11 protein-coding genes and 1 tRNA gene are annotated in these 14,611 nt (G+C 71.5%); 7 read left to right on the top strand and 5 right to left on the bottom strand.

What is annotated here, in order from left to right; translation table 11 throughout:
• Window positions 1–135 precede the first annotated feature (135 nt).
• Window positions 136–210 (bottom strand) — tRNA-Asp (locus JGS22_RS23205).
• A gap of 39 nt (window positions 211–249) precedes the next feature.
• On the opposite strand from JGS22_RS23205, the gene JGS22_RS23200 reads away from it, so the two are divergent.
• The 7 genes from JGS22_RS23200 (at window position 250) to JGS22_RS23170 (ending at window position 8,327) form a co-directional block, all read left to right on the top strand.
• Window positions 250–570: a DUF3418 domain-containing protein gene (locus JGS22_RS23200; RefSeq protein WP_216815130.1), complete on the top strand. Its 321-nt coding sequence runs from the start codon at window positions 250–252 to the stop codon at window positions 568–570.
• A 498-nt stretch (window positions 571–1,068) separates the two neighbouring features.
• A complete protein-coding gene (locus JGS22_RS23195; RefSeq protein WP_216815129.1) occupies window positions 1,069–1,731 on the top strand; it encodes a helix-turn-helix transcriptional regulator in 663 nt (220 codons plus the stop codon).
• Between the two features lie 199 nt (window positions 1,732–1,930).
• Window positions 1,931–3,205 carry a ribonuclease D gene (locus JGS22_RS23190; RefSeq protein ID WP_211040908.1) on the top strand — a complete coding sequence of 425 codons (1,275 nt, stop codon included), beginning with the start codon at window positions 1,931–1,933 and terminating at the stop codon, window positions 3,203–3,205.
• Between the two features lie 172 nt (window positions 3,206–3,377).
• Window positions 3,378–4,598, top strand: coding sequence for a thiolase family protein (locus JGS22_RS23185; RefSeq protein ID WP_211040907.1), 1,221 nt, complete (start codon window positions 3,378–3,380; stop codon window positions 4,596–4,598).
• A complete protein-coding gene (locus tag JGS22_RS23180; protein ID WP_211040906.1) occupies window positions 4,595–6,724 on the top strand; it encodes a 3-hydroxyacyl-CoA dehydrogenase NAD-binding domain-containing protein in 2,130 nt (709 codons plus the stop codon). The genes JGS22_RS23185 and JGS22_RS23180 overlap by 4 nt, the downstream gene beginning before the upstream one ends.
• Window positions 6,725–6,912: 188 nt before the next feature.
• The gene (gene galE / locus JGS22_RS23175) at window positions 6,913–7,911 is read left to right on the top strand and encodes a UDP-glucose 4-epimerase GalE (protein ID WP_211040905.1); all 999 of its coding nucleotides are present in this window, start codon (window positions 6,913–6,915) and stop codon (window positions 7,909–7,911) included.
• Window positions 7,912–7,934: 23 nt separating this feature from the next.
• Complete coding sequence (locus tag JGS22_RS23170) at window positions 7,935–8,327, top strand: PIN domain-containing protein (protein ID WP_211040904.1); 393 nt, start codon at window positions 7,935–7,937, stop codon at window positions 8,325–8,327.
• A 30-nt stretch (window positions 8,328–8,357) separates the two neighbouring features.
• On the opposite strand, the gene JGS22_RS23165 is transcribed toward JGS22_RS23170, so the two are convergent.
• From JGS22_RS23165 to JGS22_RS23150, 4 genes are all read right to left on the bottom strand, one after another.
• Window positions 8,358–10,079: an ArnT family glycosyltransferase gene (locus JGS22_RS23165; RefSeq protein ID WP_211040903.1), complete on the bottom strand. Its 1,722-nt coding sequence runs from the start codon at window positions 10,077–10,079 to the stop codon at window positions 8,358–8,360.
• A gap of 228 nt (window positions 10,080–10,307) precedes the next feature.
• A complete protein-coding gene (gene dxs, locus JGS22_RS23160; RefSeq protein ID WP_211040911.1) occupies window positions 10,308–12,224 on the bottom strand; it encodes a 1-deoxy-D-xylulose-5-phosphate synthase in 1,917 nt (638 codons plus the stop codon).
• 258 nt (window positions 12,225–12,482) lie between these two features.
• Window positions 12,483–13,787, bottom strand: coding sequence for a sugar ABC transporter permease (locus tag JGS22_RS23155; RefSeq protein WP_211040902.1), 1,305 nt, complete (start codon window positions 13,785–13,787; stop codon window positions 12,483–12,485).
• Window positions 13,784–14,563 (bottom strand): ATP-binding cassette domain-containing protein, encoded by a 780-nt coding sequence (locus JGS22_RS23150; RefSeq protein WP_211040901.1) that lies wholly within the window; start codon window positions 14,561–14,563, stop codon window positions 13,784–13,786. The genes JGS22_RS23155 and JGS22_RS23150 overlap by 4 nt, the downstream gene beginning before the upstream one ends.
• Between the last annotated feature and the right edge of the window lie 48 nt (window positions 14,564–14,611).

The following is a 14,611-nucleotide window of genomic DNA, read 5'->3' as shown; positions in this document are numbered from 1 at the left end:
CTCGGGAGGCCCGCTCGAACGGGCGCCCCGCACAGGCCGCACCCAGGGGTGTCGGACGGCCCCCGAACCCTCAACTGCGCGGCTGCCCGTACACGCCTGAGGGGCGTCTCGTTCGCGAGGCGCCCCTCAGTAATGCGGTCCTGACGGGATTTGAACCCGCGGCCTCCACCTTGACAGGGTGGCGAGCACTCCAAGCTGCTCCACAGGACCAGGTTTCGCGCCGCTTTCCTTGGCGCGAAACCTGGTCCTGTGGAGCAGCTTGGAGTGCTCGCCACCCTGGGCGCCGTCGCCCAGGTGCGGGAGGTGCTGGCCGCCTGGCAGTCCTGCGAACGCCGCATGAAATCGCCGCCGTTGGTCTCCAGCACTCCGCACGGCAGCGTCCAGGCGCTCTTCGCCGACTGTGTGTCCGCCTCGGTCGACCGTCTGGTGGCGGTGCACGGCGGCCCGGCGTGGGACGAGGCCGCGTTCCGCAAGCTGTTCGACGCGGTGCGCGCGGAGCAGGGCCTTCGTGCTGTGCCGCCGGTGCTGCCGGGGCCCCCGGGCTGTCGCCATGCTGACACCTCCTGGTAGCAGAGGTACTCGCGCTGCGTAGCCGAGTCAAGACTGCGGGTGGAAGCTCTCGTACGGACGAAGCGGACCAACCCGGTCCGTACACCGCGCAGTTGAGGGTTCGGGGGCCGTCCGAATGCGCGCACGCGCTCCCGACGCCTCCGACGCGCTCGGCACGGCGTATCCGGTGTCCGACAAGGCGTGCGACGATCTGGGCAAGTGAGCGATTTTCAGCCGCAGTTCCGATGGATTCACGCCGTTCTCGACACGGATTTTCCGAGACCCGAGCGCGTCGGAGGCGTCGGGAGCGCGTGCGCGCATTCGGACGGCCGAAGGGAACGGATCGGGCGCCGACTCGACTTTCTGTCCGATTTGCGAAATTTGTACTCACTCGTTCGTGATCTTCCCCTAAAGCAGCCCGGGAGAGCTGCCGAAGGTTTGGTTGACCCTTCCACGAGGGATCGTCCCCGGCTTCACCCCCGAGCCGGCCGTCCCCAATCTCCTCTCCCAGGAGGCCCGGTGTCTGTTCTCCTCGAGCACCCCACAAGCCTGGTCGCCTACCGCCCGAACAAGCCGACGGCCATGGTCGTCATGGCTGACCCACGAGTCCGTTCCACCGTCACCCGCCATCTGTGGGCACTGGGTGTACGGGACGTGATCGAGGCGTCGTCGGTCGCGGAGGCGCGTCCACGAGTAGGCAACCCACGAGACATCTGCGTCGCCGAGGTCCACCTCCCCGACGGGTCCGGCCTCACCCTGCTGTCCGAGACCCGCGCGGCAGGCTGGCCCAACGGCCTCGCACTCTCCGCCGCCGACGACATCGGCGCCGTGCGCCACGCCCTGGCCGGCGGCGTCAAGGGCTACGTCGTCACCGGCACCCGCAACAACCTCGCCGTGGGCCACCGCCCCGGCGCCGCCCAGATCGGCATGGCCGCCGCGCGGATGCACCGACGTCCGCACGGCGCTCCGGGCCACCCCGGAGGCCACCGCGAGCTCTCCGGCCGCGAGGTGGAGGTGCTGCGCCTGGTCGCCGAAGGCCAGTCCAACAAGGCGATCGGTGTGTCGATGGGCCTGTCCGCGCTCACCGTCAAGAGCCACCTGGCACGCATCGCCAGGAAGCTCGGCACCGGTGACCGCGCGGGAATGGTCGCCGTCGCACTGCGCACAGGCATCATCCACTGAGGAGGCCGACCGGCCGCCCGGAACCGACCGACCACCCAGGTCCGGCCGCTCTCCCGGCATCGCCGGCCGGGCCTCCGCACCACCCGACCGACTGACCGGCCCCCTTGCCGGCAACACCCACCGCACCCCCGAGCACCTGCCGACGGACCGTTCCGCCGGCAGGTGCTTCGCTCTTCACGGGCCCGGCTACCCTTGCCTGGTGACCGAAGCCCATGAGACCGCGCGAGAGAAGACGACAGCAGCCACCGCACAGGACGGTCCCGCGGCCGAGGGCCCGGCGCCGGTACCCCTGCTCGCGCCCCGGGAGGGCACCCCGGAGGTCACCGCGTCCGCCGACGCCCTCGCCGAGGTCGTACGAGCGTTCGCCGCGGCCGAGGGCCCCGTGGCCGTGGACGCCGAGCGGGCTTCCGGCTACCGCTACGGCCAGCGCGCCTATCTCGTGCAGCTGCGCCGCGAGGGCGCGGGGACGGTGCTGATCGACCCGATCGCCTGCCCCGATCTGACTTCGCTGCACGAGGCGCTGGCGGACACCGAGTGGGTTCTGCACGCCGCAACGCAGGACCTGCCGTGCCTGCGCGAGACCGGCATGGTCCCCAGCCTCCTCTTCGACACCGAGCTCGCGGGCCGCCTGGCCGGCTTCGCCAGGGTGGGCCTCGGCGCGATGGTGGAGAACGTCCTCGGATACAGCCTGGAGAAGGGCCACTCCGCGGCCGACTGGTCCACCCGCCCACTGCCCGACCCCTGGCTTCGGTACGCCGCACTCGACGTGGAGCTGCTCACCGACCTGCGCGACGCGCTGGAGACGGAGCTCCGCGAGCAGGGCAAGCTGGAGTGGGCCCACCAGGAGTTCGAGGCGATCGCCTCCGCTCCCCCGCCGCCGCCCCGCAAGGACCCTTGGCGGCGCACCTCGGGAATGCACAAGGTCAGGCGGCGCCGACAGCTCGCCGTCGTGCGGGAGCTGTGGACCGCTCGCGACGAGGTGGCGAGGCGGCGGGACATCTCCCCGGGCAAGGTCCTCTCTGACGCGGCGATCGTGGAGTGCGCGCTGAACCCGCCTGCGGACGTACGGGCGATGGCCGCGCTGCCCGGCTTCGGCAACCGCTCCGGGCGCCGCCAGCTGGGGCAGTGGCAGGAGGCGGTCGACCGCGCGCTGGCCCTGACCGAGCAGGAGCTGCCGGTCCAGGTGAAGCAGCCCAGCGGCCCGCCGCCGCCCCGCTCCTGGGCGGACAAGGACCCGGCCGCCGCGGCCCGGCTGTCGGCCGCGCGGTCCGCGATCAGCTCGCACGCGGAGCGTCTGCGGATGCCCCAGGAGAACCTGATCACGCCCGACACGGTGCGGCGGCTCTGCTGGGAGCCGCCGACGGACCCGTCGCCGGAGAGCATCGCCGAGGTCCTGCGCAGCTTCGGGGCCCGCCCCTGGCAGATCGAGCAGACTCTCCCGCTGCTCGTCGGCGCGCTCACCACACAGTCCTGAGACTTCCGGGCCGTCGCATGTGACACGGACCGCACGGCTTCGCCGGGCCCTGGCCTTGCCTAGCAGTTACTGGCAAGTAGCATGGGGGCAGGAAGCGTGCCGCGAGGCGGCCCGCAGTCTCCCGGGCGGAAACCCCGGAACCCCGGCCGCACTCTGTAGGAGGAGAGCCAACGTGCCTCGTACCGCAAGGGACGTCGTCTTTGTCGACGGCGTCCGCACCCCGTTCGGCAAGGCGGGCCCCAAGGGCATCTACCACGAGACCCGCGCCGACGATCTGGTCGTCAAGTGCATCCGTGAGCTGCTGCGTCGCAACCCCGACCTGCCGCCGGAGCGCATCGACGAGGTCGCGCTCGCGGCGACCACCCAGATCGGCGACCAGGGCCTGACCCTGGGGCGTACGGCGGGCATCCTCGCCGGGCTGCCGCAGACCGTTCCCGGCTTCAGCATCGACCGCATGTGCGCCGGCGCCATGACCGCGGTGACCGCCACCGCCGGTTCGGTCGCCTTCGGTGCCTACGACGTGGTCGTGGCCGGCGGTGTCGAGCACATGGGCCGCCACCCGATGGGCGAGGGCGTGGACCCCAACCCCCGGTTCGTCTCCGAGAAGCTGGTCGACCAGTCGGCCATGTTCATGGGCATGACGGCGGAGAACCTGCACGACCGCTTCCCGCACCTGACCAAGGCGCGCGCCGACGCCTACGCGGTGGCCAGCCAGGAGAAGGCGGCCAAGGCGTACGCCAACGGCACGATCCAGCAGGACCTGGTGCCGGTGTCGATCCGCCGCACCAACCCCGAGGGTGGCGAGACCGGTTGGGGCCTCGCCACCGCCGACGAGCCGATGCGCCCGGGCACCACGCTGGAGAGCCTGGCCGGGCTCAAGACCCCCTTCCGGGCACACGGCCGGGTCACCCCGGGCAACGCCGCCGGCCTCAACGACGGCGCCACCGCCTCGCTGATCGCCGCCGAGGACGTGGCCCGCGAGCTCGGGCTGCCGGTCCGGATGCGCCTGGTCTCCTACGCCTTCGCCGGTGTGGAGCCCGAGGTCATGGGCATCGGCCCGGTCCCCTCCACCGAGAAGGCCCTCGCCCAGGCAGGCCTGGCGATCGACGACATCGGCCTCTTCGAGGTCAACGAGGCCTTCGCCGTCCAGGTGCTGGCCCTGCTCGACCACTACGGCATCGCCGACGACGACCCGCGTGTGAACCAGTACGGCGGCGCGATCGCCTACGGCCACCCGCTCGCCTCCTCCGGTGTCCGGCTGATGACGCAGCTGGCCAGGCAGTTCGAGGAGCAGCCGCACGTCCGCTACGGCCTGACGACGATGTGCGTCGGCTTCGGCATGGGCGGCACCGTGATCTGGGAGAACCCGCACTTCGAAGGGGCAGGCAAGTGACCACCACCGCAGAGCTGTTGAAGGGCGCGGCCGAGCTCTTCCCCGACGAGGTCGTGACCCAGGCGCACGTACGCCACCTCGACCTCCCGCAGGGCGCCGGCCGGTTCGCGCTGATCACGCTGGACAACGGCTTCGACCACTCCAAGCCGACCACCTTCGGTCCGGCCTCGCTGGCGAACCTCAACACCGCCGTCGACCAGGTGGAGAAGGAGGCCGCGAGCGGTGAGATCGTCGCCGTCGGCCTTACCGGCAAGCCGTTCATCTTCGCCGTGGGCGCCGACCTCAAGGGCGTCGAGCTGCTGAAGAAGCACGAGGAGGCCCTGGCCATCGGCAAGGGCGGCCACGACGTCTTCAAGCGCCTGTCCGGGCTGGCCGTACCGACCTTCGCGTACTACAACGGTGCCGCGATGGGCGGCGGTGTCGAGGTAGGGCTGCACTGCACCTACCGCACCGTCTCCAAGGCCGTTCCCGCCTTCGGTCTGCCCGAGGTCTTCCTCGGTCTGGTGCCGGGCTGGGGCGGCTGCGCGCTGCTGCCGAACCTCATCGGTCCGGAAAGCGCTGTCAAGGTCATCATCGAGAACTCGCTCAACCAGAACCGTCAGCTCAAGGGCCCGCAGGTCTTCGAACTCGGCATCGCCGACGCGCTGTTCGAGGGCGCGGACTTCCTGGAGGAGTCGCTGAAGTGGACGGCCTCCGTCCTCAAGGGCGACATCGAGGTCGAGCGCGCGAACATCGACCGCGGCGAGGCGTGGGACAACGCCGTCGCGCAGGGTAAGGCCTTCGCGGACAGCAAGGTGCACGGCGCGGCCCCGGCCGCCTACCGCGCCCTGGACATCATCGCCGCGGCGAAGAACGGCGACCTGCGCGCCGGGTTCGACGCCGAGGACAAGGCGCTGGCCGACCTCATCATGGGCGGCGAACTGCGCAGCGGCATCTACTCGTTCAACCTGGTGCAGAAGCGGGCCAAGCGGCCCGCGGGCGCGCCGGACAAGAACCTGGCCCGGCCGGTCTCCAAGGTCGGGATCGTCGGCGCCGGTCTGATGGCCTCGCAGCTCGCGCTGCTCTTCGCCCGCCGTCTCGAGGTGCCGGTCGTGCTGACCGACATCGACCAGGAGCGGGTCGACAAGGGCGTGGGCTACGTCCACGAGGAGATCGACAAGCTGCACCTCAAGGGCCGCGTCAACCAGGACGGTTCCAACCGTCTGAAGGCGCTGGTCACCGGTTCGTTGGACAAGGCCACCGCCTTCGCCGACGCGGACTTCGTGATCGAGGCCGTCTTCGAGGAGATGGGCATCAAGCAGAAGGTGTTCGCCGAGGTCGAGGCGGTCGTGCCCGAGCACGCCATCCTGGCCACCAACACCTCCTCGCTCTCGATCACCGAGATGGCCTCGCAGCTGAAGAACCCCGAGCGGGTCGTGGGCTTCCACTTCTTCAACCCGGTCGCGATCCTCCCGCTGCTGGAGATCATCCGGGCCGAGAAGACCGACGACGCCTCGCTGGCCACGGCGTTCGCCGTCGCCCGCAAGCTCCGCAAGACCTCGGTGCTGGTCAAGGACGCCCCCGCGTTCGTGGTCAACCGCATCCTCACCCGCTTCATGGGCTCGGTCCTCGGCGCCATCGACGAGGGCACCCCGGTGGAGGTCGCGGACCGCGCACTGGCACCGCTGGGCCTGCCGATGTCTCCGGTCGTGCTGCTCGACCTGGTCGGCCCGGCCGTCGCGCACCACGTCGCCGGCACCCTCAACGCCGCCTTCCCCGAGCGCTTCGGCGTCTCGGAGAACCTCGGCCGCGTGGTCGAGGCCGGCAAGCGCAACCTCTACCGCTACGACTCCGGCGCGCCGGAGCTCGACGCCGAGGTCGCGGAGCTCTTCCAGGTCGGCGACACCGTCCTGACCGAGGAGCAGGTGCGCGACCGCGCGCTGGACGCCATCGCCGAAGAGATCTTCCTGATGCTCGACGAGGGCGTCGTGGCCGAGCCGCAGGACATCGACCTGTGCCTCATCACCGGCGCCGGCTGGCCGTTCCACCTGGGCGGCATCACGCCGTACCTGGACCGCGCGGGCGTCAGCGAGCGGGTGCGGGGCCGGAAGTTCCACGCACCGGGCGTCGCCAGCGTCCCGGCGTAGGGCGCTGCTCCCACCGGCCCTGCGGGGCGGGTCGGGACCGAACCGCGGGCCTCGTTCGTACCCTCCGGTACGGGCGGGGCCCGCGGGCGTGCCGGGGCTCGGCGCACCGCGCGGCGGCCCCGCGGCGGCCCGCCCCGCGCTCGTCACCGGGCCGCCGGGACCGGGGCCCCGCTGGCTACACTGCCGGGATGACCTACCTCATTACGGGCGGCGCCGGCTACATCGGCGCACATGTGGTCCGGGCGATGGCACAGGCGGGCGAGCCGGTCGTCGTGCTGGACGACCTCTCCAGCGGCGTACGGGAGCGGGTGCCGGCCGAGGTGCCGTTCGTGCACGGTTCCACTCTCGAACGAGCGGCGCTGGCACGGGTGTTCGCCGAGCACGACATCCGCGGCGTCGTCCACCTGGCGGCGAAGAAGCAGGTCGGCGAGTCGGTCGAGCAGCCGCTCCGCTACTACGACGAGAACGTCGGTGGACTGCGCACCCTGCTGGAGGCCGCGGTGGCCGCCGGGGTGCGGGAGTTCGTGTTCTCCTCCTCCGCCGCCGTCTACGGCTCCCCCGAGGTCGACCTGGTCACCGAGAACACCCCGTGCGTGCCGATGAGCCCGTACGGCGAGACGAAGCTCGCGGGCGAGTGGCTGGTGCGCGCGGTGGGCCGGGCCCACGGGATGTCCACCGCCTGTCTGCGGTACTTCAACGTCGCCGGGGCGGCGTCCCCGGAGCTCTCGGACACCGGTGTGTTCAACCTGGTCCCGATGGTCTTCGAGAGGCTGACCGACGGCGAACCGGCCCGGATCTTCGGGGCCGACTACCCCACACCCGACGGAACCTGCGTACGCGACTACATCCACGTCGAGGACCTCGCCGACGCGCATCTGGCCGCGGCGCGCCGCCTCACCGAGTGGGCCCGCGAAGGTACTTCGCGCGATCTGACCGTCAACATCGGTCGTGGCGAGGGTGTTTCGGTGCGCGAGATGGTCGACCTCGTCGCGGAGGTCACCGGCCGCCCCGACCTGGCGATCGACGTGACGGAGCGGCGCGCGGGCGACCCGCCGAAGGTGGTCGCCTCCGCCGAGCGGATCGCGGCCGAGCTCGGCTGGAAGGCCCGTCACGACGTACGGTCCATGGTCGAGTCGGCCTGGGCGGGCTGGTTGCTGAGCCACCCGCGGGCGGCGGGCGACCGCTGAGCCCGGCGGGCGGGGAGGGAGCCGTGAGCGGGGAGCACGGTCCGCCGCCCCTGGTGCTGGTGGACGCGGCGAACGTCGTCGGTTCGGTGCCGGACGGCTGGTGGCGCGACCGGCACGGGGCGACCGAGCGGTTGCGCGACACCCTGGCCGATCGTGCGGCGCCGGGCGTGGCGGGGTTCGGGCCGCCGGTGGAGCTGGTGCTGGTGGTGGAGGGCGCCGCCCGCAGAGTGGCATCGACGGCGGCGGTTCGGGTGGTGGCCGCGGCAGGCAGCGGTGACGACCGGATCGTCGAGCTGGTGGCCGCGACGGGGCCGGGGCGGGCCGTGCTGGTCGTCACCGCCGATCGCGAACTGCGCGATCGCGTACGGGAATTGGGGGCGGAGACCGCAGGGCCGCGTGCCGTGCGGGAGGGCTGACCGTCCGACGGGCCAGTTGAGCGGGGCGCCTCAGCGCGGTGGGGCGAGTCCGCGTTCGGCGGACTCGGGCCGCCCGGCGGGCTCCCGCGGCTCCTCGCGGTCGGCGCGCTCCGCAGGATCCGCCCGACCTTCGCTGCGGTCCTCGGCGTCGGTGCGGTCCTCGACATCGGTGCGGACGTAGACCACCGCACCGCTCACCACCGCCATGCGCTCGTACTCCCCGGCGAGGATGCGCTTGAGCCGGGGCATGCGGGCGGGCTCGTACGGCTGGCCTCGCGAGTCGTCCACGATGACCCGCGGCGGGTCCTCCCGCATCTCGGCCAGGAGCGTGGGCCAGGAACCGTCCATGCCGTACCGCTCCCCCACCGTCGGGCCGTCCCGGCCGCCGCTGAAGTTGGTCAGCAGTCCGGCGGTGAGGTAGCGGGAGGCGGGCGGTCGGTCGGCAAGCCAGTAGTGCTCGGGGTGCATGCCCCAGAACAGCACCCGGTCTCCGGGCTCGGTACGGGTCTGCACGGCCTTCGCCAGGCGCTGGGAGTGCTCGACGCCGGGGTGGGTGGTGTTCGCGGCCCAGCCGACGAAGACCGTGGCGGTGACCGCGGAGCAGGTCACCGCCAGACGCAGCCAGTCGACGGCCAGCAGCTGGAGCGCGCCCGCTCCCAGCAGCGCGAGCGGCGGCAGCAGTTGAAGGTAGTAGTGGCCGAAGAAGTGGAAGCCGGTGACGACCGCGAGCCCGGAGGCGCCGAGCCACACCCACAGGTCCGGGGTGAGCACGCTGCGGTGCGCCAGCTTCCGCCGTACGACCGTGACCAGCGGAATCACCAGGCCGAGGCAACCGACCGTGAAGATCAGCGTGTTGACCAGGCCGCGACCGAGCACGTGCAGCTCGGAGCCGGTGAACGAGGCGTACGAGCCGGATCCCGTCACCGTCCAGAACAGGCTCTGCCGCACGCCCAGGAGCAGCCCGGTGGCCACCAGCGGAACGGCGAAGCCGGCGAAGACGGTCAGCAGTGCGCGATGCCGGGCCCCACCGCGCGGGGTGCCCCGCCAAAGCAGGAAGAGCACGGGGATCAGCACCGCGCCACCGGTCTGCTTGACCAGGAACGCGCCGGCCACCGCCACCCCCGCCGAGGTCCACCGGCCCCGGTCCGCACACCACATCGCGGCGGCGGTGAAGGGCAGCATGAAGATCTCGAAGTTCGCGGCCTGGGCGTCCTCCGGGTTCAGTCCCACCGAGGCGAGTACGCACAGCACCGCCGCGGTGGCGCCGGCCCGGTTGCCCCAGCGCCGCCGTGCGATCGAGGCGACCAGGAGCGCGGTGGCGGCGACCGCGAGGACCGCGAGCACCCTCAGCGGCCACAGCGACTGGTCGCCGAAGAGCGCGAACGCGCCCCGGTAGAGCAGCGGAGCCAGTGGCGGTTTGCGGTCCACCACCGTCTCGTACATCACTCCGCCCGCGGCCAGCATCCTGGCCTGGGTGGCGAGGAAGCCCTCGTCCGGGTTCCAGATGGGCTGGAAGAAGGAGGGCAGCCGGGTCAGGGCGGTGAGCAGCAGCACCACCGGCAGCAGCCGCAGCCAGTACCGGCGCGAGTCCCAGCGGGTGAACTGGGTGCGCAGAACGCCGAGGGCCGAATCGCCCACGCTGCGCGCCCGCTCGGCAACGCTCCGGCCCGGGCGCACCGGCCGCTCGACCGCCGGATCGGCGGGGGCAGTGGCCTCGGCGGAGATGCTGCCCGATGGCTCGGCGGTCGGCATGGTTCCAATCTATCCGGGGCGGTGCGCACGTGCGCAAGCGACCTCGTTCGGGCCGCGACCTGGGACATTCGTCGCGGGGAGCGACAATCCGGATCATCGTCGACGGAGTTCGCGGGCGCGCGGGGCAGCGTCGGCGAAGGCACCGCGGCACCGGCCACTCCGTACCGGTTCGCACGGCGCCGGGCGGACCCCTCCCCGCGCTGGGAAGAGGCCCGCCCGGCGGCCGGCTCAGTCGCTGATGCTCTGCTCGCCCGCCCCGGCGGGGGCGAAGCCGTCGTCCTCCCGGCGCACCAGACCGGTGATGCGCCGTGCCAGGTCCGGAGCGGTCAGCCCGATCTCGGCCAGCACCTGGTCCCGCGAGGCGTGGTCGAGGAAGCGCGGCGGAATGCCGTAGTCGCGGAAGGGCAGGTCGACCCCGGCGTCCCGCAGAGCCTGCGAGACGGAGCTGCCGACGCCGCCCGCGCGGCTGTTGTCCTCGACGGTGACGACCACCCGGTGCTGGGCGGCGAGCGGCGGCAGCGCCTCGTCGACCGGCTTGACCCAGCGCGGGTCGACCACCGTGGAGCTGATGCCCTCGCGCTCCAGCAGTTCGGCGAGCTCCAGACACATCGGTGCCAGCGCCCCGACGGAGACGACCAGGACGTCCGGGCTCTCGGTGCCCGGATCACGCAGCACGTCCATCCCGCCCACCGTGCCGACAGCCGGTACGGCGGGACCGACGGCGCCCTTGGAGTAGCGCACCACGGTGGGCGCGTCCTCGACGGTGACGGCCTCGCGCAGCTGGAGCCGGAGCTGCGCGGCGTCGCGCGGCGCGGCCAGCCGCAGGCCGGGAACGACCTGGAGGATAGACATGTCCCACATGCCGTTGTGCGAGGCGCCGTCGGTGCCGGTGACACCGGCCCGGTCCAGTACGAAGGTGACACCGCAGCGGTGCAGCGCCACGTCCATCAGGACCTGGTCGAAGGCGCGGTTGAGGAACGTCGCGTAGACCGCGAAGACCGGGTGCACCCCGCCGGTCGCCAGGCCGGCCGCGGAGACCGCGCCGTGCTGCTCGGCGATGCCGACGTCGTACACGCGGTCCGGGAAGGCCTCGGCGAAGTCGTGCAGTCCGACCGGCCGCAGCATGGCGGCCGTGATGGCGACGATGTCCTTGCGCTCGCGGCCGAGGTGGACCATCTCGTCGGAGAAGACGGAGGTCCAGTCGGGGGCGGAGGAGGTGGAGACCGGCAGCCCGCTGTCGGGGTGGATGACGCCGACGGCGTGGAACTGGTCGGCCTCGTCCTGCCGGGCGGGACGGTAGCCGCGGCCCTTCTCCGTGAGGCAGTGGACGATCACCGGCCCGCCGAAGCGACGGGCGCGCTGGAGCGCGGACTCCACCGCGGCGATGTCGTGACCGTCGATGGGGCCGACGTACTTCAGGCCCAGGTCCTCGAAGAGGCCCTGCGGGGCGACGAGGTCCTTGAGGCCCTTCTTCGCACCGTGCAGCGTCTCGTAGAGCGGCTTGCCCACGACCGGGGTGCGGCTGAGCATCTCCTTGCCGCGGGCGAGGAAGCGCTCGTAGCCGTCGGTGGTGCGCAGGGTGGCCAGGTGGTTGGCGAGGCCGCCGATGGTCGGGCCGTAGGAGCGCTCGTTGTCGTTGACGACGATGACCAGCGGACGGTCCTTGGCGGCGGCGATGTTGTTCAGCGCCTCCCAGGCCATGCCTCCGGTGAGCGCGCCGTCGCCGATGACGGCCACGACGTGGTCGTCCAGGCCACGGACCTGGTGCGCCTTGGCGATGCCGTCGGCCCAGCCGAGCACCGTCGAGGCGTGGCTGTTCTCGATGAAGTCGTGCGGCGACTCGGCGCGCGAAGGATAGCCCGACAGGCCGTCCTTCTTGCGCAGCCGGCTGAAGTCCTGGCGTCCGGTGAGCAGTTTGTGGACGTAGGACTGGTGCCCGGTGTCGAAGAGCACCTTGTCGCGCGGGGAGTCGAAGACCCGGTGGAGCGCGATGGTCAGTTCCACGACCCCGAGATTGGGCCCGAGGTGTCCGCCGGTCTTGGAGACCGACTCGATGAGAAACTCTCTGATCTCGCCGGCGAGCCGGTTCAGCTCCTCGTTGCTCAGTCTGTCCAGATCACGGGGCTCCGTGATCCGCGCCAACAGTCTGTTGGGCCCGTCCGTTACAGTCTCGGCTCGACTCACGTCACGCGGCACCTTTGGCACTGAGCCTCCTCGCTTGATCACACCGGCTCGGATTCAACCGATCCGGGAAGTCTAATGTCCGCGGGGCGCGCGCATGGGCGTGCGGGTGTACTCAGCACTGTCAGACAGGTCACCAGAAGCAACTCCCGCGGTCACGCACCGAGAAGGTGCGCGACCGCGGGAGGACGCCGAAAGGCGGGTGCGGAACGGGATTTCGGCTCAGGTGCGGCCGGCGGTCTTTTGGGTGCGCCGGGAGACCGAGTCGATCACGACCGCGGCGAGCAGCACGCCACCGGTGATCATGTACTGGACGTGCGCCGGGCTGCCGAGCAGCGCGAGGCCGCTGGCGATCGAACCGATCACCAGCATGCCGAGCAGAGCCGACCAGACCTTGCCGCGCCCGCCGAAGAGGCTGGTGCCGCCGATGACCGCGGCGGCGATGGCCTCCATCAGCAGGTTGCCGGAGCCGGCGCCCTGGTTGGCGGCGGCGATGCGGGAGGCGATCATCAGTCCGCCGAACGCCGCCATGGTGCCGGCGAGGGAGAACACGGAGATGCGTATCGCCACCACGTTGATGCCCGCACGACGTGCCGCCTCGGTGTTGCCGCCGAGGGCGAACACCTTCCGCCCGTAGGTGGTGCGGCGCAGCACGAAGTCGAAGACGACCAGCACCACCAGGAAGATCAGCAGCGCCAGCGGCAGGCCGCGGTACTGGTTGAGCATGTACGCCGCGGCGAAGGCGAAGACCGCCAACACCCCGGTGCGCACGGCGATCTCGACCATCGGACGCGAGGGCACTCCGGCAGCGTCGCGGCGCCTGGCGTCCAGGTACTGCGCCAGGCCGAAGACCAGCACAGCGACCGCAGCGAGACCGTAGGCGGCGGCGACATCGTCGAAGTAGTGGCTGGTGAGCTTGGCGACCAGGCCCTCGTCGTCGAGGTTGATCGTGCCGCTGCGGTCCAGCACCTGGAGCATCAGGCCGTTCCACGCCAGGAGTCCGGCGAGGGTGACGACGAAGGCGGGTACGCCGATCCTGGCGAAGAAGAAGCCGTGCACGGCTCCGGCGGCGGCGCCGGTGGCGAGCGCCGCCAGCAGCGCGAGCCACTCGGGTGCCCCGTTGTTCACCGCCATGACGGCGAAGACCGCGCCCGCGAGTCCGCTGACGGAGCCGACCGAGAGGTCGATCTCGCCCAGCAGCAGGACGAAGACGATGCCGACCGAGATCAGGCCGGTGCCGACTATGTAGATGGAGAGGTTGCTGAGGTTCTGCGCCGACAGGAAGCTGCTGTCCAGTGACTGGAAGATCGCCCAGATGACGATCAGCCCGACGACGACCGGCACCGAGCCCAGTTCACCGCTGCGCATCCGGCGGAGGAACTCGTTCGCGTAGCCGCGGAATCCCTGCTCGCGCACGAGCAGCCGGGGGTCGACTGCGGTGACGGCGGCAGCTGCCGGCGGCTCGGCTGCGGGCCCGCTGCCGACCCCGCCTTCCGGCTCGGGGGACTTGGACACGTCGGTGCTCACTTCTGGTCCTCCGCGATACGCGCCGTACGGCGGGTCACGGCGTTTTCCGTGGCGCCGGTGATGGCGGAGATGATCTCTTCCTGGGAGGTGGTCGCCACATCGAACACCCCGTTGTTGCGGCCGAGTCGAAGTACCGCGACCCGGTTGGCGACGGCCTTCACATCGGCCATGTTGTGGCTGATGAGGATGACGGCGAGACCGCGCTCACGGAGCCGCTCGACGAGGTCGAGGACCTGGGCGGTCTGCTCGACGCCGAGCGCTGCGGTGGGCTCGTCGAGGATCACCAGGCCGGGCTCGCCGAGCATGGAACGGGCGATGGCGACGGTCTGCCGCTGACCGCCGGAGAGCGAGGCGACCGGGATGCGGACGCTGGGGATGCGGATGGAGAGCTGGTTCAGCAGCTCGCGGCTGCGGCGCTCCATCTCCACCTCGTCGAGCACGCCGGCGCGGCGGATCTCGCGGCCGAGGAAGAGGTTGCCGACGACGTCGAGGTTGTCGCAGAGCGCGAGGTCCTGGTAGACGGTCGCGATGCCCAGGTCCTGGGCGTCGTGGGGGCGTTGGACCTGTACGGCCCCGCCCTTCCACAGCAGCTCGCCTTCGTCGGCGGGCCCGACGCCGGCGATCGCCTTCACCAGCGTGGACTTGCCGGCACCGTTGTCGCCGACGAGAGCGACGACCTCGCCGGCGTTCACCTCCAGGTCCACATCGGTGAGGGCCTGGACCGCGCCGAATCGCTTCGACACTCCGCGCAACGCCAGCACTGGCGTAGCGGACATGGGATCAACTCCTTGAGAACGTACGCCGTCCGCGGGGCGCGGACGCAA

Origin of the sequence: Streptomyces tardus (assembly GCF_018101125.2) — a bacterium.
Lineage (GTDB): Bacteria > Actinomycetota > Actinomycetes > Streptomycetales > Streptomycetaceae > Streptomyces > Streptomyces tardus.
Note: the sequence above shows the minus strand (reverse complement) of the source record. Positions and strands in the feature narration are given on the sequence as shown.